Annotated in this window: 21 protein-coding genes; 11 read left to right on the top strand and 10 right to left on the bottom strand. The window is 60.7% G+C overall.

Features of this window, described 5'->3' with window-relative positions; genetic code table 11:
- Positions 1–3: 3 nt before the first annotated feature.
- Positions 4–1692: a urocanate hydratase gene (locus LVY75_08960; GenBank protein ID XAZ20239.1), complete on the top strand. Its 1689-nt coding sequence runs from the start codon at positions 4–6 to the stop codon at positions 1690–1692.
- Positions 1693–1695: 3 nt separating this feature from the next.
- Positions 1696–2280 carry a HutD family protein gene (locus LVY75_08965; GenBank protein XAZ20240.1) on the top strand — a complete coding sequence of 195 codons (585 nt, stop codon included), beginning with the start codon at positions 1696–1698 and terminating at the stop codon, positions 2278–2280.
- Between the two features lie 50 nt (positions 2281–2330).
- On the opposite strand, the gene hutC is transcribed toward LVY75_08965, so the two are convergent.
- Positions 2331–3086 (bottom strand): histidine utilization repressor, encoded by a 756-nt coding sequence (gene hutC, locus LVY75_08970; GenBank protein ID XAZ20241.1) that lies wholly within the window; start codon positions 3084–3086, stop codon positions 2331–2333.
- A gap of 176 nt (positions 3087–3262) precedes the next feature.
- Between hutC and LVY75_08975 the strand changes: the two genes are divergently transcribed.
- The 6 genes from LVY75_08975 to solA all read left to right on the top strand — a co-directional run bounded on the left by LVY75_08975 (position 3263) and on the right by solA (position 9085).
- A complete protein-coding gene (locus LVY75_08975; GenBank protein XAZ20242.1) occupies positions 3263–4105 on the top strand; it encodes a transporter substrate-binding domain-containing protein in 843 nt (280 codons plus the stop codon).
- A gap of 105 nt (positions 4106–4210) precedes the next feature.
- Positions 4211–4936: an ABC transporter permease subunit gene (locus LVY75_08980; protein XAZ20243.1), complete on the top strand. Its 726-nt coding sequence runs from the start codon at positions 4211–4213 to the stop codon at positions 4934–4936.
- A gap of 10 nt (positions 4937–4946) precedes the next feature.
- Positions 4947–5651, top strand: coding sequence for an ABC transporter permease subunit (locus LVY75_08985; GenBank protein ID XAZ20244.1), 705 nt, complete (start codon positions 4947–4949; stop codon positions 5649–5651).
- A 27-nt stretch (positions 5652–5678) separates the two neighbouring features.
- On the top strand, positions 5679–6455 hold the full coding sequence (locus LVY75_08990) for an ATP-binding cassette domain-containing protein (protein XAZ20245.1): 777 nt from the start codon (positions 5679–5681) through the stop codon (positions 6453–6455).
- Complete coding sequence (locus LVY75_08995) at positions 6452–7945, top strand: histidine ammonia-lyase (GenBank protein XAZ20246.1); 1494 nt, start codon at positions 6452–6454, stop codon at positions 7943–7945. The genes LVY75_08990 and LVY75_08995 overlap by 4 nt, the downstream gene beginning before the upstream one ends.
- A 9-nt stretch (positions 7946–7954) precedes the next feature.
- A complete protein-coding gene (gene solA, locus LVY75_09000; GenBank protein ID XAZ20247.1) occupies positions 7955–9085 on the top strand; it encodes an N-methyl-L-tryptophan oxidase in 1131 nt (376 codons plus the stop codon).
- Positions 9086–9126: 41 nt separating this feature from the next.
- Here the strand turns inward: solA and LVY75_09005 are convergent, their stop codons facing one another.
- Positions 9127–9372, bottom strand: a complete 246-nt coding sequence (locus LVY75_09005; GenBank protein XAZ20248.1) for a hypothetical protein — start codon at positions 9370–9372, stop codon at positions 9127–9129.
- 376 nt (positions 9373–9748) lie between these two features.
- On the opposite strand from LVY75_09005, the gene LVY75_09010 reads away from it, so the two are divergent.
- On the top strand, positions 9749–10807 hold the full coding sequence (locus LVY75_09010; GenBank protein ID XAZ20249.1) for a LysR family transcriptional regulator: 1059 nt from the start codon (positions 9749–9751) through the stop codon (positions 10805–10807).
- Here the strand turns inward: LVY75_09010 and LVY75_09015 are convergent.
- Both LVY75_09015 and LVY75_09020 read right to left on the bottom strand, forming a co-directional pair.
- Positions 10773–11000: a hypothetical protein gene (locus LVY75_09015; protein XAZ20250.1), complete on the bottom strand. Its 228-nt coding sequence runs from the start codon at positions 10998–11000 to the stop codon at positions 10773–10775. The genes LVY75_09010 and LVY75_09015 overlap by 35 nt on opposite strands.
- Positions 10997–11548: a hypothetical protein gene (locus tag LVY75_09020; GenBank protein XAZ20251.1), complete on the bottom strand. Its 552-nt coding sequence runs from the start codon at positions 11546–11548 to the stop codon at positions 10997–10999. The genes LVY75_09015 and LVY75_09020 overlap by 4 nt, the downstream gene beginning before the upstream one ends.
- 86 nt (positions 11549–11634) lie before the next feature.
- Here LVY75_09020 and LVY75_09025 point away from each other — a divergent pair, with 86 nt between their 5' ends.
- Entirely contained in the window at positions 11635–11835 is a 201-nt protein-coding gene (locus tag LVY75_09025) for a hypothetical protein (protein XAZ20252.1), read from the top strand.
- A gap of 49 nt (positions 11836–11884) precedes the next feature.
- Entirely contained in the window at positions 11885–12238 is a 354-nt protein-coding gene (locus LVY75_09030) for a helix-turn-helix domain-containing protein (GenBank protein XAZ20253.1), read from the top strand.
- A 121-nt stretch (positions 12239–12359) separates the two neighbouring features.
- Here the strand turns inward: LVY75_09030 and LVY75_09035 are convergent, their stop codons facing one another.
- The 6 genes from LVY75_09035 to LVY75_09060 form a co-directional block, all read right to left on the bottom strand.
- Positions 12360–13301 carry a dihydrodipicolinate synthase family protein gene (locus LVY75_09035; GenBank protein XAZ20254.1) on the bottom strand — a complete coding sequence of 314 codons (942 nt, stop codon included), beginning with the start codon at positions 13299–13301 and terminating at the stop codon, positions 12360–12362.
- Positions 13302–13455: 154 nt separating this feature from the next.
- Positions 13456–14160 (bottom strand): GntR family transcriptional regulator, encoded by a 705-nt coding sequence (locus tag LVY75_09040; GenBank protein XAZ20255.1) that lies wholly within the window; start codon positions 14158–14160, stop codon positions 13456–13458.
- 135 nt (positions 14161–14295) lie between these two features.
- The gene (locus LVY75_09045; GenBank protein XAZ20256.1) at positions 14296–15069 is read right to left on the bottom strand and encodes a FadR family transcriptional regulator; all 774 of its coding nucleotides are present in this window, start codon (positions 15067–15069) and stop codon (positions 14296–14298) included.
- 105 nt (positions 15070–15174) lie between these two features.
- Complete coding sequence (araH, locus tag LVY75_09050) at positions 15175–16131, bottom strand: L-arabinose ABC transporter permease AraH (protein ID XAZ20257.1); 957 nt, start codon at positions 16129–16131, stop codon at positions 15175–15177.
- A 17-nt stretch (positions 16132–16148) separates the two neighbouring features.
- The gene (araG, locus tag LVY75_09055; GenBank protein XAZ21373.1) at positions 16149–17654 is read right to left on the bottom strand and encodes an L-arabinose ABC transporter ATP-binding protein AraG; all 1506 of its coding nucleotides are present in this window, start codon (positions 17652–17654) and stop codon (positions 16149–16151) included.
- Between the two features lie 69 nt (positions 17655–17723).
- Positions 17724–18707 (bottom strand): arabinose ABC transporter substrate-binding protein, encoded by a 984-nt coding sequence (locus LVY75_09060; protein XAZ20258.1) that lies wholly within the window; start codon positions 18705–18707, stop codon positions 17724–17726.
- Between the last annotated feature and the right edge of the window lie 198 nt (positions 18708–18905).

Below are 18905 nucleotides of genomic sequence, written 5' to 3' on the forward strand. Positions count from 1 at the left end.
ATCATGACCGTAAACCCGCGCCACAATATCCGCGACGTCCGCGCCCCACGCGGCGATCAGCTCAACGCCAAGAGCTGGATGACCGAAGCGCCGCTGCGCATGCTCATGAACAATCTCGACCCCGACGTCGCCGAAAACCCGCATGAGCTTGTCGTCTATGGCGGTATCGGCCGCGCCGCCCGCACCTGGGACGATTTCGACCGCATCACGGCAACGCTGAAGACGCTGAACGAAGACGAGACATTGCTCGTCCAGTCCGGCAAACCGGTGGGCGTTTTCCGCACCCACAAGGATGCGCCGCGCGTCCTGATCGCCAATTCCAATCTCGTGCCGCACTGGGCGACCTGGGATCATTTCAACGAGCTCGACAAGAAGGGGCTTGCCATGTACGGCCAGATGACGGCCGGCTCGTGGATCTATATCGGCACGCAGGGGATCGTGCAGGGCACCTACGAGACCTTCGTCGAAGCCGGACGCCAGCACTATAATGGCAATCTTAGGGGTAAGTGGATCCTGACCGGCGGCCTCGGCGGCATGGGCGGTGCCCAGCCGCTCGCAGCCGTCATGGCCGGCGCCTGCTGCCTTGCCGTCGAATGCGACGAGACCCGCATCGATTTCCGCCTGCGCACCCGCTATGTCGACGAAAAGGCCCATACGCTGGACGAGGCGCTGGAAAAGATCGAGCGCTGGACCAAGGCTGGTGAAGCCAAGTCGGTCGGTCTTGTCGGCAATGCCGCGGAAATCTTTCCGGAATTGGTGCGTCGCATGAAGGCCGGCGGCCCGCGCCCCGATATCGTCACCGACCAGACTTCGGCGCATGACCCGCGCAACGGCTACCTGCCGGTCGGCTGGACCGTTGCCGAAGCCAAGGCCAAGCGTGAAAGCGATCCGAAGGCGGTCGAAGCCGCAGCCCGCGCCTCGATGAAGGCCCATGTCGAGGCCATGGTCGCCTTCTGGGATGCTGGCGTGCCGACACTCGACTACGGCAACAACATCCGCCAGGTCGCCAAGGACGAGGGTCTCGAAAACGCCTTCGCGTTCCCGGGCTTCGTGCCGGCCTATATCCGCCCGCTCTTCTGCCGCGGCATCGGCCCGTTCCGCTGGGCGGCCCTCTCGGGTGATCCCGAAGATATCTACAAGACCGACGCCAAGGTGAAGGAACTGCTGCCCGACAACAAGCACCTGCACAACTGGCTCGACATGGCCAGAGAGCGCATCGCATTCCAGGGCCTGCCGGCCCGCATCTGCTGGGTCGGCCTCGGCGACCGCCATCGCCTCGGCCTCGCCTTCAACGAGATGGTCAGGAACGGCGAGCTGAAGGCCCCTGTCGTCATCGGCCGCGACCACCTCGATTCCGGTTCCGTCGCCTCGCCGAACCGCGAAACGGAAGCGATGAAGGACGGCTCGGATGCCGTCTCCGACTGGCCGCTTCTGAACGCGCTGCTCAACACCGCCTCGGGCGCCACTTGGGTATCGCTGCATCACGGCGGCGGCGTCGGCATGGGCTTTTCGCAGCATTCCGGCATGGTCATCTGCGCCGACGGTACTGACGATGCGGCGCGCCGCCTCGGAAATGTTCTCTGGAACGATCCGGCGACCGGTGTCATGCGCCATGCGGATGCCGGCTACGACATCGCAGTCGACTGCGCCAAGGAAAAGGGCCTGCGCCTGCCCGGCATCCTCGGGAACTGAGCCATGAAGATCCTGCGCTCTGCCGATCACAAGCGCATGCCGTGGAAGAACGGCGGCGGCGAAACGGTGGAAATCGCCATTTCGCCCCAGGGCGCAGGACTTGCCGATTTCGATTGGCGGGTCAGCATGGCGACGGTCGCCTCCGACGGCCCTTTCTCAATCTTTCCCGGGATCGACCGCACGCTGTCGATCCTGGAAGGGAATGGCATGCGGCTCCTGATCGAGGGGCGCGATCCGGTGGTCCTGACACGGGAAAGCGATCCGCTTGCCTTTGCTGCAGATATTGCGGTCTCGGCTACGCTGCCTGATGGAGCGATCACCGACCTGAATGTCATGACCCGACGCAGCACGCTCCGGCACGCTGTTGCGCGGATCGAGATCGATGGTGAGAAACGGGAGGAGTTTACGCGAGGGAGCTTCATGCTCTTCTGCGCCAGCGGAACCGTGACTGTGCACGCAGGTCCGGAGAGGATCGAGCTTGGCGCCGGTGATGCGTTGTTATTCGAGGAAGGCGGAAGCGATGGGCTCAGCTTCGACGGCCGGGCGCTTTGCTACGCCATTTCAATCGGCTGGACGGAAAAGCAATGACACCTTCCGGCAACTGGGCCCTTTCGCGACAGGTTCCATATACAACTGGTTCACTCCTCGAACATTTTGCCGCTACGCGTTTCCAGCCTGTAGCGATGTCCGGGATAGACGAGACGCGCGGTCGAAACCACCTGACGAGCCGACCAGGTGCGACGGCGAATGGCGAGGCACGGCTCGCTCTGCAGGATTGTCAGCAGCTTGCATTCCCAGGCGCGCGGTATCACAGCCTCGACGATATGCTCCGATGCACTGAGCGGCGCCGCCGCCGTCAGATAGGCATTTGGCGTCAGGGTCGAAAAGTCCTGCGCCAGATAATCTGGCGCCGCTCCAGGATTGACGAAGCGGTCCTCGATCTGCACGGGCACGCCGTTCTCGCTGTGGACGATCAGCGAGTGAAAAACCGGCGCGCCGATATCGAGTTCGAGCGCATCGGCAACCTCCGGAGAAGCCGTCTCTTCGGCCAAAACGATGACTGTCGCTTCATGTGTGTGGCCACGCTCGGCGATCTCGTCGGCGATATTGCGCACCTCGAAGAGCGCCGAATAGCCCTTGCGTTCCGCAACGAAGGAACCGACGCCCTGGATGCGGAGGAGTTCGCCTTCGTTCGCCAGTTCCCGGAGCGCTCGGTTGGCGGTCATCTTGCTGACGCCGAGCTCCACCACCAGCTCGTTTTCCGAGGGCACGCGGTGTCGCGGCGGCCATTCGCCGCTGCGGATCCGGTCGAGAATGACCTGCTTGACGCCAGCATAAAGCGGGCCACCGTCATTTTCCGCCAGTTCACGCTTCATCTCGCCGGAACGCTTCATTGCCTATTCCCTTTGCACCGGTGGAATCTGCCTTCTAAATCGACTTTCCACTTGCATAACACAAAATATCTCATATGGTACCCTATACAACCTGCCGATCAAAAAATAGCAGGCAAGCCGGCGAAGATCGGCATTCATACCGCAAGGTCTGTCCAATCTCAGAGGAGATCACATCAATGAAGCTCAGCACGATTCTTCTTTCCTGCGCGATGACGGCAGCGGCCTTTGCCGCGCCTGCCTCTGCCAAGGACTGGACGAAGGCGACCATCACGCTCGAAGGCGCCTACGCCCCCTGGAACCTCACCAATGCCGACGGCACACTCGGCGGCTTCGAACCGGAACTCGCCAAGGTTCTGTGCGAACGCGCCAAGATCGAGTGCACACTGGTCGCATCCGACTGGGATGGCATGATCCCGGCCCTGAATGCCGGCAAGTTCGATGTCATCATGGATGCACTGTCGATTACCGAAGAGCGCAAGCAGGTCATCGATTTCACCGTTCCCTATGCAGCAACGCCAGCAGCCTTCGCCACCGCCAAGGACAGCCCGCTTGCGAATGCTGCCGGCACCGGCGCAATTATCAAGATGACACCTGGCCAGACCGGCGTGAAGGAAATCGACGCGCTGAAGGAAGTCTTCAAGGGCAAGACGATCGGCATCCAGGCGGCTACCGTCTATGCGAAATTTGTCTACGACAATTTCGGCAGCATCGCTGAAATCCGCGAATACAAGACCGGCGCCGACCGCGACCTCGACCTGCAGAACGGCCGCATCGACCTCGGCTTCGACGACGCCGTCTATTTCGCTAATGCCTTTGCTTCCGCCAACGACACGCTCGCCTTCACCGGCCCTGAAATCGTAGGCTCGATCTGGGGCGAAGGCGAAGGCCTCGGCATCCGCAAGGCCGATACTGACCTGCGCGACAAGTTGAGCGAAGCGATCAAGTCCGCACTCGCCGACGGTACGGTCAAGAACCTCTCGATGAAATGGTTCAAGGTCGACGTCAGCCCGCAGAACTAAGCTTTCGACGCAAAGCCGCGTTCCGTGGTCTCCGCTTTCTGATCGGGGACCACGTGCTATTCTGACCGCCCGTCATTTTGACGACGACAGCGCTGGGGAAGGCCCATGGCGACACTCGAACTCATCGGATTCGGTTCAACCGGGTGGGGAGCATTTCTGCTTCTCGGCCTGTTGCTGACATTAAGTGTCACCACCACAGCGCTGGCCATCGGCGCCGTGCTTGGCGCGATCATCGCCGGGGCGAAGCTCTCGGGAAATTTCATCCTCGTCGCGATCGGCCATATCTACACAACCGTCTTCCGCGGCGTACCCGAACTCCTGATCATCTACCTGATCTATTTCGGCGGCTCTACGGCGATCACCGCCATCGGCCAGTCCATGGGCTATGAGGGCTTCCTCGGCCTGCCGTCCTTTGCCGCCGGCGCGCTTGCCGTCGGCATCATCTCCGGCGCCTACCAGGCGGAAGTCTATCGCGGCGCCTATCTTGCCATTTCCAAGGGCGAGCTCGAGGCTGCCTCGGCAATCGGCATGCATCGCGGGTTACGCTTCCGCCGCATCGTCATTCCACAAGTCCTACGCTTTGCCATTCCCGGTCTTGGCAATGTCTGGCAGCTCAGCCTGAAGGATTCCGCGCTGATTTCCGTCACCGGCCTTGCCGAGCTGATGCGTTCAAGCCAGGTCGCGGCCGGTTCGACCCGACAATATTTCCTGTTCTACATTGTCGGCGGCGCTCTCTACCTGATCCTCACCAGCCTGTCGGACCGCGTCTTCAACGGCGCCGAGCGCAAGGCCAATCGCAGCATGCCGGCTTCGGCTATGGGCCAGGCTTAGGGAGGACCAAATGGATATCGCCTTCCTTTCCAGCACTATGGTCACGCTCCTCAAGGCTGTGCCGACGACGCTGATCCTGTTCTTCCTGTCGATCTTCTTCGGCGGGCTGCTCGCGCTCGTCATCGTTTCCATGCGTGTCAGCGGCAATCCGATCCTGTCAGGCTTCGCCAAGGGCTATATCTTCGTCTTCCGCGGCTCGCCGCTGTTGATCCAGATGTTCCTGGTCTTCTACGGTCTCGGTCAGTTCGGAGTCATCCGCTACTCCTTCCTCTGGCCCTTTCTGCGTGAGCCAATGGTCTGCGCGGTGCTGTCGCTCGCACTCTGCACCGCCGGTTATTCCGCCGAGATCTTCCGTGGCGGCATCCGCGCCGTCTCGCCGAAGGAAATCGAGGCGGCCCGCGCCATCGGCATGTCCGGCTTCCTGATGGTGCGCCGCATCCTGGCGCCGATTGCCTTCCGACATGCGCTGCCAGCCTATTCGACCGAGATCGTCCTGATGATGAAATCGACCGCACTTGCGAGTCTGGTGACGGTCTGGGAAGTGACGGGCGTGGCGCAGCGGCTGATCTCGCAGACCTACCGGACGATGGAAGTGTTCCTCTGCGCGGCCATCATCTACCTTGTTTTGAATTTCATCATCCTGCAGGCCATGTCCCTGCTGGAATATTGGCTTTCCCGTCATCGCCGCGCCATTCCGCCGGCCTTGAAGGCCTGAACCCGACTGAACGTGATTGGAGCTTCCATGCCCGGCGTAACCCGACTTTCGGTCCGCAATATCAGAAAGAGCTTCGGCACCCATGAGGTGCTGCGCGGCATATCGCTCGACGCTCAGGACGGCGACGTGATTTCGCTGCTCGGCGCCTCCGGCTCTGGTAAATCCACCTTCCTGCGCTGCATCAACCTGCTGGAGATCGCATCCGATGGCGAGATCTGGGTCGACGGCGAACATATCGAGATGATCCACAAGAACGGCAAGACGAAGCCGGCGAGCCAGAAGCAGGTCGATCACATCCGCTCCGAACTCGGTATGGTCTTCCAGTCCTTCAATCTGTGGTCCCACATGACCATCCTGCAGAATGTCATCGAAGGGCCGGTCCATGTCTTGAAGCGGCCGCGGCCCGAATGCATTGCCGAAGCCGAAGCGCTGCTCGAAAAGGTCGGAATTGCCGACAAGCGCCATGCCTACCCTGCACATCTTTCCGGCGGCCAGCAGCAGCGTGCAGCAATTGCCCGCTCGCTCGCCATGAAGCCGAAGGTGATGCTTTTCGACGAACCGACCTCGGCGCTCGATCCGGAACTGGTGGGTGAAGTCCTGCGCGTCATGCGCGCGCTTGCCGAAGAGGGCATGACCATGCTCGTCGTCACCCACGAAATGAGCTTTGCCCGCAACGTGTCGAACCGCGTGGTCTTCATGCGCGAAGGGCTTGTCGAAAGCAGCGGCACGCCGGACGACATGTTCGGCGGCGGTGCATCGCCGGCCTTCCGCCAGTTCATCGGCCATTTCGGAAACGGCCAATGATCATCACCATCGATAAAGCTGCCGGCTGGCGCGATATTGCACGCGTGGCCGAAGGGGAAACGCTTGTCCTATCGCAAGCGGCCTGGGATCGTGTCGCGCATGCGAGCCGCATTGTCGAGCGCATCGTCGAGAGCGGCGTCAGGGCCTATGGCATCAATACCGGTGTTGGCGCGCTTTCGGACACCGTGGTTGACCGGGCCTCGCAGAGCCGGCTGTCACGCAATATCATTCTCAGCCATGCTGTTGGCGTCGGAGAATTGCTGGCGCCGCGCGAGGTGCGCGCCATCATCGCCGCACAGATTGCCAATTTTGCCCACGGGCATTCCGGCGTGCGCCCCGAAATCGTCCACCATCTCGCCGCTTTTCTCGAAAAAGGCTGTATTCCCGACGTTCCCTCCAAGGGTTCGGCGGGCTACCTCACCCATAATGCCCACAACGCGCTGGTGCTGATCGGCGAAGGCAGCGCCCGCGTCAAGGGCAGCCCTATGAGCGGCCGCGATGCGCTTGCCGCCATAGGCCTCCAGCCGTTGGTGCTCGGTGCCAAGGAGGGCCTGAGCCTCGTCAACGGCACGGCCTGTGCGACCGGGCTCGCAAGCGTTGCGCTCGCACGTGCCGAGCGGCTGCTCGACTGGGCCGATGCGATCGCAGCACTGACGCTTGAAGCGGCCGGCTGCCAGGTGGCGGCCTTCGATGCAACTGTTCTCGCCCTGCGCCCCTCCACGGGCATCGCCGGCGTCGGCGCTTCGCTGCGCGCCCGACTTGCCGGCAGCGGGCTGATATCAGCTGCGACAGGCAAACGAACGCAGGACGCCCTCAGCCTGCGCTCGATCCCGCATGCTCATGGCGCTGCGCGCGATGTCTTTGATGCCTCGGCCCTCGTTGTCGATCGAGAACTTGCCTCCGTCACCGACAATCCCGCCATATCGGGCACGCCCGAAAAGCCGATCGTATCCTCCGAGGCACATGCCGTAGCCCCTGCCCTCGCACTGGCTGCCGATGGGCTTGCTACGGCGCTCGCACAGATTTCCGTGATGAGCGAGCGGCGCATGGACCGCCTCGTCAATCCGTTGGTGAGCGGCCTGCCGCCCTTCCTCGCAAGCGATGCCGGCAGCAATTCCGGCTTCATGATCGCGCAATATACGGCAGCAGCCCTTGCCAACGAGAACCGGCGGCTCGCCGCACCGGCTTCCACTGATGGCGGCGTCACATCGGGCCTCCAGGAGGATTTCCTGGCGCATCCGACGGCCGCCGCCAATAAGCTTCTCGCGCTGATCGACAACGCCGAATACATTCTGGCGATCGAATTGATGGCGGCTGCACAGGCGCACGAATTCCTTGCCGGCACCGCATCGAGGGCAACGGGAACGGATGCAATCTATAAAGCGGTGCGCGCCATCGTCCCTGCCTATGCCGATGATCGGCCTCTTTCACGTGACATCGAGGCCCTGCGCGGGTTTCTGCGCGAGGCCGCTGCACCGGCAATTCCCTGAGGAGACTTCATGAACGCCAGCTTCGACGTCGCCGTTATCGGCCTCGGCGCCATGGGGAGTGCTGCGCTCGCCTTTCTTGCGGATCGCGGTGTCAAGGCGATTGGTTTTGACGCGTATTTCCCCGCCCATGCGTTGAGTTCGTCGCATGGTGACAGCCGCCTTATCCGGCTCGGTTATTTCGAAGATCCTTCCTATGTGCCGCTGCTCAAACGCGCCTATCAGAACTGGCGATCGCTGGAAGCGCGGCTGCGCACCGATATCCTGACGATCACGGGCGTGCTGCAGATCGGCGCCCCCGACGGCAAGGTCGTCGGCGGTACGCGTGCCTCCTGCGAGCTGCACGGGCTTGCGCATGAGGCGCTGGACAAGGCGGAAATGGCGCGGCGCTTTCCAGCCTTCCAGCTCGATGACCACGAGATCGGCCTGCTTGATCCGCAGGGCGGCTATCTTCGCCCCGAAGCCGCAGTCATGGGCTATCTGAAGCTCGCCGCAGAGGGTGGCGCGGTTCTGCACTTCGGTGAGAAGATCACGGCAATCGAGCCCGATGACGCCGGCGTGACAATCATCTCCGAGACCGGACAGTATCGGGCAAGAAAGATCGTGGTGGCGACCGGCTCGTGGATTGCCGAACTCGTGCCGCAGCTCAGGCGCCCAGCCGTACCGATCCGTCAGGTGGTCGCCTGGTATCAGCCGCAGGATGGTTTTGCCACTCAGCCGCAGAGGATGCCCTGCTTCCTGCGGGATGAAGGTGCGGAGGGCTCCTATTTCGGTTTCCCGGCCATCGGGGTCGACGGTGTGAAGATCGGCAAACACGCACATTTCCGCGAACCGATCGATCCCGACCAGCCGAACCCGCCCGTCAATGACGCCGACAGGGCCCTGCTCGACGGATTTATCAGAAAGCGGGTTCCGGGCGCGGCCGGCCTTCGCGTGAAGGCAACGACCTGCCGTTATACGATGCTGCCGAGCGAGGATTTTCTTCTCGACCACATGCCCGGCGAAAAGAACGTTGTCGTTGCCTCGCCCTGCTCCGGCCACGGCTTCAAGTTCACGAGCGTCATCGGCGAAATCCTCGCGGATCTTGCCATCGATGGGCGGACCGACCTCCCGATCAACGCCTTTTCCTTTGCAAAGATCTGAATACCAGCTCCTGCGACCCTCGGAAGCTGGTGATGATCACGTCAGTTCGGGACAGCGCGTAGGTGCGGCCTATCGGCAATTTCCCGCTTCTCGCGGATGAGGTTGAGGAAAGCCCGCTCATCCAGGTTCTCGGCATCAAGCCCTTCCCAGTCGAGCGCCGTCTGCATGAGCGCCATGTCCATCAGCCGCACGAGATCCATGAGCTCCAACGATGAGGCGCTCTTTCTCGCCGCAGAAATGAGGCGGAAAAGTCGCAGAAATCCCACCGGACCATTGCTGTCATTCATATCAGAAATTCCATCGGCCATCGCCTTGATTTGCCTCCGAGCCTGGCGAAAGTTTCGCGATCGAGCAGGTCCGCCTGCATCGATCTCGAAACGGAATGTTGAATCGGATCTTGCCCGCTACGAAAACGCTAACACACCCTATGAGTTGCGTAAACGAAATGCTTTATGCGATTGTGGATGGATAAACGATAGCATTTCCTGATCTCCGAAGTATATCTACACACCCTATAAGTAGCGTCCCGAAAGTTGCGACTAGAATTAGCGATCGCGACCACTAAACGGCGACCGGCGCACCGATAAGCTGCGATTCTTCAACAATTGCCCGTAATCCCAGATTAAGTATATTGTTGCGCCTCCACTAATACGCGAGACGGTCGTGAACAAACCCTTCCCTCCTCTTCCATTCGGCAGCGAACGTGCCGATCTGGATAAATCGCCACTCGAAATCAGGGGTCTGCTTTCGCAGCCAATCTGGCGCGAGCTCAGAACCTTTCTCGCCGTCGCCAAAAGCCCTTCCTTTGCCCAGGCAGCTGAGCTGCTCGGCACGAGTGCGCCGACGGTCAGTCGCGACGTGAAGCGCCTCCAGGACCAGATCGGCTCGCAGCTCGTCATCTCGACCTTTTCCGGCGTCACGCTGACGGAAACCGGGCGCAAGCTCGCCATCCAGGTTGCAGAGCTTGATTTCCAGCTGTTTGCCCTTTCCAACGACCTGAAGGACGAGATGGACGCCGTTACCGGACGGGTTGCCGTCAGCGTAACATCCGGCCTCGCCGTCGCGATCGTCGGTCCCGCCGTGCCCCGTCTGAACGACAACTATCCCCGGCTCAACCTCGACATCCGGGAACAGGTGTCGCTCGTCAACTTCGAGAAGAACCAGGCCGATCTGATGATCTCGCTCTCGCCGATTTCGCGGGCGGATGTCGATTGTGTCGAGATTGGCACTCTTCATCTCGTTCCGATTGCCAGCCGTGATTATCTGAAGAAATCCGGGGTTCCGCAGCGCCAGTTCGTTTCCCAGCATGTCTACGTGCAGTGCAACTATTATGCTTCCGAACGCGAGATCTGGGATGGCTGGCGCCGCCTTGTCGAAGCCGGCCACCAGACGCACAATTGCGAAAATTCGCTCGCCTATTTTGCTCTCGTCCGTAACGGCGCCGGCGTGGGGTTGCTCGGCAACTACGTGCTTGCAGATCCTGAACTCGTGCCGCTTGACCTTGGCGTGCATGTCGCCCTGCCCATCTATCTGATCTCGGTTGCCAATCGACGGCAATCGAGGCCGGTAGCCGCCGTCTATGACTGGATTGTCGATATCTTCAGGAGCAATCCGTCGTTCAGCACCGGCCTGACCTTCCCGTCCGGGCAGCATGCGCAGGAAGAAAGCCTGCGCAAGATGCTCGAAACTATCGCCCCTCCGCCGCCTTCACAATTTGGCTGAGCTCTTCCGAAATCGAAAGATAGGCATTCGCGACGTCCTCCAGGAAGCCGGCCAGCTCAATCGGCTGTACGGTCGGATCATTGATGAGACGACGTACCATTTCGGTGTGGAGTTTCGTGCGCGTCAGGATTTCTTCCTGTAGCGCAGCCGTTGCGGACCCGTCGCCCGCATTGCCAAAACCTGCCATTGTCATGCTGTCTCAAACGAACTTGGGGCGTCCCATTGACCTTCGACGCGCAACAGCAGGGCGCTGCTGCTTTCCATGGTAATCGGATCAGATGATGCGGGGATCGTGCCGACAACGGTCAGATAGGGCTCCGGATGGCCGGCGATTTCCACCGGCGGGCTGTCGACGATCTCCAGGTCGAAGAGGATGGTCCACAGCCGTGCAAGACGCTGCTCCGCTTGGGTCAGAACCTTAGTATAGCCCTTGCGCGCCACATGATCGAAGGTCATCTGAATGCAACGCTTAACCGTAAAAGGGTGTCGGTACTTTTCGCGGAAGCAGGTTCGTTCATACTTGGCAAAGTCAGCGAACCAGCGGATGCGAAGTGAACCAACCGGCTCTTCGCCATCATAAAAGACGAAATGCGTGGCCTGATGATCATTGCCATCGAAGATGAAGGAGGGCGAGATACCGTGCTCATGGACAAAGCAGATGCTTCTCAAGATCATCGCATCCCGAACGTGATTCGGGGTCGTTGCGACTTGGCATCGAAGATTAGGATATTTGTTCACCATCGGTCCGCCTCTTTGTCTGTACAACCCACTTCAACCGCAGAACGCGTGCTGCGCGAAGGACGAAGATTTCAGGGGGGATTTCAAATATGACGGACCCTGCCAGTCCGATGGCAACCATTATCGCGCTCTGTGCGGAAGGGGCACGCCGGTTTGGCGACGATCCGCGGGCCATTGCGAGCTTCGTCGAAAATGAGATTGCGCGGCTTTCCGAAACAGAACAACGGCAACTCAAAGAACAACTGACGCTTTTGACAGATGGAGGTGGACCTCAAAAGCCGATCATGTAAAGAGAGCCCGAAAGACCTGCAGTCGACGGAAGTATTCTCAAGGACAGGTATGAAAGATCAGGAACTGAATTTGGCGATCGGCCAAAGATTACGCTCGGTGCGCGCCGCTCGCGGCGTCACGCAGAGCGAACTCGCCGCGCATATCGGCGTCGCGTTTCAGCAGATCCAGAAATACGAGAATGGTACAAACCGACTGTCCGTCGCAGTCATGCTGCGGCTATGCGACTTCATGAAGGTGGATGCCGGCTGGTTCGTCAACGGCGTCGAAACGGAGGCGGGCGCTGGCGTCGAGGACGAGGCAGCCCATCTCGTCGAAGAAATCGGGCGGATCTCCGATGTGAAGATCCGCCGCAATCTGACCATGCTGGTCCACTCCCTGGCCGCCAGCGATGTGGCAAACTGACCGGCATCAAGCGGCCTGACCAAGGTCAATTCATTTGCCGGCGGTGCGACGCCCACCTGATAGGGTGACGCCCGTTTTGGCCTCGCCGGAAACTGCGAGGCCTCTGGCACCCCCTGCAGCCTCAGGCGGCGTTCGGATAACGTGCTGCGTACCAGCTCTTGAACAGGCGATACTGGTTTTCGAGATGACGGCGCTGCGAATTGCTCAGCTTGTCGGTCTCGTTGAAGTGCAGCGTGTATTCCTTCTCGCCATTCAGCACCATCAGATACTTGTAGTGCAGCACGAGATCCGGACCTTCGTCATAGGTCGACAGAACCGTCAGCGCCTCTTCGAGCTCGCGGGCGGCGCTGCGAGCCACTGCGTCACCCTTGGCGGCCTTCTCGCAAAGCGAAACGAGGTGCAGGATTTCCTTCGGCAGCGCGTTGCCGATGCCGGTGATGGCGCCGCCTGCGCCGCAATTGACGAAACCATGATAGACGCCGGTATCAACACCAACCATTAGCGTCAGCGCATCATCGCCCGACGTGATGTTTTCGGCCGCATATGTCATGTCGCTTTTGCCGCCGAACTCCTTGAAGCCGACGAGGTTCGAGAAGCGCGAGCGCAGATCGAAAAACAGATCGGCGCGCGTTGCAAAGCCGTAATAAGGGCTATTGTAGATGACTGCCGGAAGGCCCTTCGCAGCCTCCAGGATCGCCGAAAAATGATCCCGCTGGGCCGAAACGGACGAACCACGCGACAGGACGCGCGGAATGACCATCAGTCCCTTGGCACCGACCGCCGCGGCATGGGCGGCATGGGCTGCGGCAGACTTGGTATTGACGGCACCGGTGCCGACAATGACGGGAACGCCCGCCTCGACGAGGCGCTTGACACCCTCCTGGCGTTGTTCGTCCGTCAGCAGCGGCCAGTCGCCCATTGAGCCGCAATAGACGACGGCGGACATGCCGAGGTCGATCAATTCCTTGCCCTTGCGGGCGAGCGCGTCGAAGTCAGGGGTACGGTCATCCTTGCAGGGCGTCATCAGCGCCGGGATGCAGCCTTGGAATACGGAACCAGTCATCGTCAATCTCTCGTTCTCTGGAAACTCCCCAATGGCGGGGTTGAGAACGGATTTAACAGTTTGCCGACTTCTTGTCGACAAGAAAAATACAAACAATTTTCATAACCATGACCTGGGTCGGTTCCGGCGGCGGGGAATAATCGGAACGGAGCGGCTAGAGCGCCAGCCCGGCATTGTGGCGGGAATCGGCGGTAATGTAGGAGCGAATCTGCCGGACGATCTGGGCGGCATGGGCAGATGCGAGACTATCAGCGACCGCCAGGTCGCGCTTGATGATCGCCTGGATCATCTCCTCGTGCTCGCCGACATACTGGCGCGGCAGGACATCGTTGAAGGAAGAATAGTAGAGCCTGAGAATGCGACGTCCTTCGTCGAGCAGCCGGGTGAAGAGTTCGACGTAATAGCGGTTGCGGCCGGCCTGCGCGATCGCGATATGGAAGTCGCGATTGGTCGAAATCATGCCAAGGACATCGCGGTCGGTGACCGCAATCTCGAAGGCTTTCTGCTGAATGCGGATAGTGGCGATATCACCTTCGGAGTGGTTGGCGGCTGCAAGCCGCGTCGTCACGCGATACATCAGCGTCAGCGCGTCGAAAAATTCCGGCAGGCCAAGAAAATCGATGTTCGAGACGATCGTCGCGCGGTTGGTGAGCGTCGTGATCAGGCCTTCGGCGGCAAGCCGTACGAGTGCTTCGCGGATCGGCGTTCGCGATAGCGCAAACCGATCGGACAACTGCTGTTCGTCGATCGGGCTGCCCGGCGGCAGCTTCAACTCGATGATCTCGTTTCGAAGCGTCTCGTAAACCGTCGATACGCCGGAGCCGCGCCGGTGTGTTTGCAGTTTTTCGGTCTCGTCCACGCTTCGGTCTTCCTTTCAAGCAGCCGGGTTTATACCGGTCTACTAGCGAATCCGTCAGGTGACTTCAAACACTATATACTTTCTGTCGGCAGACGGAATTTTGAATGTTCCTTTACCGGACTGAGGTGTCAGCACCTAGTCCTGCTTGCCCGGCTTGCTGACGCGAAGAGCGTCGCTCAATTCCATGCGGGCCGTGCCGATCAATTGCTCCATCGCAAAGCGCGCCGCATCTGGCCGGCGCATGCGGATCGCATCGAGCACGTCCTGGTGCCGGGCGATGGCGTAGTCGTGGCTCTGGCTTGCCCGGTTCGTAAGGCGGAAGCTTGCAAGCAGGGCGGCGCGGATGGCGGTGGCGAACTGGCGGAAGACCCAGTTGCCGCTCGCATTGATGATGGCGGTATGAAATTCGAGGTCGGCCTGGCTCCAGGCCTCATTATCGCGGGCGTTGGCCGCCACCATGTCCTCGAAGGCTGCGGCGATCTGGGCGAGCTGCTTGGCTGTGGCGTTCGCAGCCGCCTGTGCGGCAGCCGCGGGCTCCAGCAACTGGCGAGCGTCGAGCAGGGAATCGTAGAAACCGCGGTCATCGCTGAATTCGAGCGTTGCATCGAGGACCAACGGATCGAGATAGTTCCAGTTCTCGCGCGGCAGCACGCTGGTGCCGGCACGAGTGCGCGAGCGGACCATGCCGAGCGCCGAGAGATATTGCATGGCCTCGCGCAGGCTGGTGCGGCTGACACCATAGACCTCGGAGAGCTCAGCTTCATTCGGCAACAACGATCCTTCGGCAATATCGCCCGACACGATCTGGCCGATGAGCTTCTTCAAAAGCTCCTCGCGCACCGTGCGACGTCCCTGTTCGGGCTTGGCCACCGCACTTCCCGTTCGCAGAAGTCCCGATCGCGTGCTCATAACGTCCCCCATACCGCTGGTCTTGTTGTCACCATGAGCAGCGTCATGCTTTCTCATCAATGGACAACCTCAGGCTCAGCAGGCTTCTCCCAAGAAATCCGATCATCACGCACGGCTGCCGCGCCCGGCAGCCGACGAGCGCATATTGTCGAGCAGGACAGCGATCAGCAGAATAAGACCGCGTACCACATATTGATAGAAGGCCTGAATGTTGAGCAGGTTCATGACGTTTTCGGCAATGCCCATGATCAGCACGCCGACGATCACGCCGGTCATCGCCGCCCGTCCGCCGGCAAGCGACACGCCGCCGAGCACGCAGGCCGAGATGACGGAAAGCTCAAGCCCGGTGGCCGCATTCGGCTGGCCGGAGGTGATGCGCGATGCGAGCAGGATGCCGGCGATGGCGCAGACGAGACCCTGCAGCGCGAAGATCCAGATACGCATATTGACGACATTGACGCCGGCAAGGCGCGAAGCTTCCGGATTGCCGCCGATCGCCAGCGTGTTCTTGCCGAAGACGGTGCGGTTCAGCACGAAGCCGAAGACGATGAAGAGCAGGATCATGATCCAGATCGGAGTCGGCACCGTCAGGAAACGCGACAACGCCAGCTGGTAGAAGGCCGGATCATTGATGCCGACGGCGCGCCCATCGGACGCGATCAGCGCGAGGCCGCGAACGATCTGCATGGTGGCGAGCGTGGTGATCAGCGCGTTGATGCGGAAGCGGGCAATGACCACGCCATTGACGACGCCGACGATGCTGCCGCAGATCAGAGCTGCCAGCAGGCCAAGCGGAATGGAGCCGGTCGAGTTCGACACCATCACGGCGATCATGCCGGAAAAGGCGACAGTGGAGCCGACCGAGAGGTCGAAGTCGCGCGAGGCAAGGCAGAACATCATGGTGCAGGCAACGATCCCGATCGTCACCACGGACTGAAGGAGGCCCAGCATATTGCGTTCGGTCAGGAAGCTCGGCACGGTCAGCGAGACGATCACGAAGGCGATCGCGAAGATCACCACCAGACCCTGTTCGCCGAGAAGGATTTTTTTCAACGCGTTCATGACTGCTCTTCCTGAAATTAGATTGTGCCGGCGGCATTCTTGTCGGGCAGCGCCGCGGTCAGAATGCTGCGTTCGTCGAAATCGGCGCGCGCCACACTGGCGGCAACGCGGCCCTGGCACATGACCATGATGCGATCGGAAATGCCCATGACCTCGGGCAACTCGCTGGAGATGACGACGATCGCCATGCCGCCGGCGGCGAGTTCGTAGAGGATTTCATAGATTTCCGACTTGGCGCCGACATCGATGCCGCGCGTCGGCTCGTCGATAACAAGCACTTTGACGCCCTGTTCGGAGAGCCAGCGGCCGAGGATGACCTTCTGCTGGTTGCCGCCGGAGAGATTGATGATGTCCTGCTTGCGCGAGGGTGTGCGCACCCGAAGCTTGGCAATGAACTGCTCGGCGACCGAGGCTTCCTTCTTCGGGTTCAGGACGCCGAAGGGCGAGAAGTGGCGACGCGAGGAGATCGCGATATTTTCCTCGATCGACCGGCCCTGAATGATGCCATCGAATTTGCGATCCTCCGGGCAGAGCACCATGCCGGCGCTGATCGCCGCCTTCGGGTTGTTGGGGGAAACGGCCACGCCGTCGATTGTAACGCTGCCTTGATGGCGATGGTCGGCACCATAGAGCAGCCGCGCCATCTCGCTTCGACCCGCACCGATGAGGCCGAAGAAGCCGAGAATTTCGCCCTTGCGGACGGAGAAGTTGATGGGTGTGCGAAGCTTGGAGCCCGAGAGGGCCTTGACCTCGAGGCGCACCTCGCCAAGCGGCCGCTCGCGCCAGCCCCAGATGTTGCTGATCTCGCGCCCGACCATTTCGGCAATGATCTGCTCGCGCGTCGTCTCGGCGACTTTGGGGTGATGGGCGGCGAGCTTGCCGTCGCGCAACACCGTCAGGCTGTCGCAGAGACGGAAGATCTCGTCGAGTCGGTGGGAGACATAAAGGATGACCGTGCCCTTGGCCTTGAGCTTGCCGATCAACGTGAAGAGAATTTCGCTTTCGCGCGAGGAGAGCGACGAGGTCGGCTCGTCGAGCGCGATCACCCGCGCATCGAGCATCACGGCCTTGGCGATCTCGACCATCTGGCGGGCGCCGATCGAAAGAGAAGACACTTTTGCGGAAGGGTCGACATCGATGCCGATCTCGTCCAGCCTGGCGCGCACCGTCTCGATCAGTGTCTTGCCGTTAATGACACCGGCCTTGCCGGGAAAACGGCCGAGCCAGAGGTTTTCGGCAACCGTTAGCTCTGGAACGAGCTGCAACTCCTGATGGATGACGATGACGCCGGCATGGAAGGCATCGCGGACGGAGCTGTATTTCTGCTCGACGCCATCGATGAGAATGCTGCCTTCATCAGCCGACTGGTCGCCGGAGAGCACGCGGATCAGAGTGGATTTTCCGGCACCGTTTTCGCCCATCAGCCCGTGCACGGCGCCCTTTTCGACACCGAAGGAGACGTTGGACAGAGCCTGGACGCCCGGATAGCCCTTGGAAATGGAATTGAATTCGAGGAAGGCCATCATCGCTCCGTCGAGAATAGGCCCGGCGGCGGATAGCGCCGCCGGGATGAAATCATCATCGGAGGATGATTATTCGATGCCGAGGTCCTTGCGAACCTTTTCGTAGTCGCCACGCAGAGCGAGGGAACCCGAGGTCAGCGTGACCTTTTCCGGCTCCTTGCCGTTGGCGATCCAGTCATACATGTTGAGTGCGGTTTCATAGCCGTGACGCTTCGGCGAGATGATGACCGTGCCGAAGAAGCCGGTTGCGGACGGCTTCTTGAACTCGTTGATTGCCGATTCCGCACCGCCGATGCCGACGCCGATCATGTTGTCGGCGGGAATGCCGACCGATTCCGATGCGCGCACGGCGCCGAGGACCGCTTCGTCATTGAGGCCGAAGGCGATCCAGTACTTCACGTCGGCATGCTTGTTGAGAACGGTAGTCGCGGCATTGAGCGCTGCTTCCGTATCCGTCTTTGCCTGCGGCGCGTCGTAGATGTTTTCGGCCGGGAAGCCGGCAGCCTTCAGAACCGAGATGGCGCCTTCGACGCGGTCGACGGCGGTCGGCAGCTGATCGTAGGAGACGCGGATCGCGCCGACATTCTTCATGTCCCAACCGCGCTTCTTCATTTCGTCGACGATCGCCTGGCCCACGCCTTCGCCGATCTTGGTAGCGGAAATGCCCATATGCGGCACGTCTTCCAGCGGCTTGCCGTCGGCGCCGACCAGACGGTCGTCGACCGTCATCAGCTTGAGCTGGTTGGCGGCAGCCTTGGCAACGATGCCGGGGCCGAGCTTGACGTCAGGCGTGCAGATAATGAAGCCTTGGGCGCCCTGCGCACCAAGGTTGTCGATCGCCGACTGGACCTTCTCGCCATCTTCGGCGCCGATCTTGACGACGGTGAAACCCTTTTCCTTGGCGGCCTGGTCAGCGAACTTCCATTCGTCCTGGAACCAGGGCTCTTCCGGCTGCTTTACGATGAACCCGATCTTGACATCCTCCGCCAATACGGAGCCGGCGGCCAGAACGGCAAAGGCGCCAGCGAGGACGGCTGCTTTGAAGAAGCGCATAATCTCTCTCCCTAAATCTTGATCTGCCGCTCACTCGGCAGCGACTACTGAATAGGAACAAACATCATACCAGTCAATATTTGTGTATGATTATTTCTGCGATTTCGCGGGTGAAAAGGCAGTTGAAGTCTCCGACGCGGCGCAGTTGATCGACAAATTGGTACGAAACAGGCTCTTGACCGTCTCTGAGCCGGAAAA

It is taken from the genome of Sinorhizobium sp. B11 (assembly GCA_039725955.1).
Classification (GTDB): domain Bacteria; phylum Pseudomonadota; class Alphaproteobacteria; order Rhizobiales; family Rhizobiaceae; genus Rhizobium.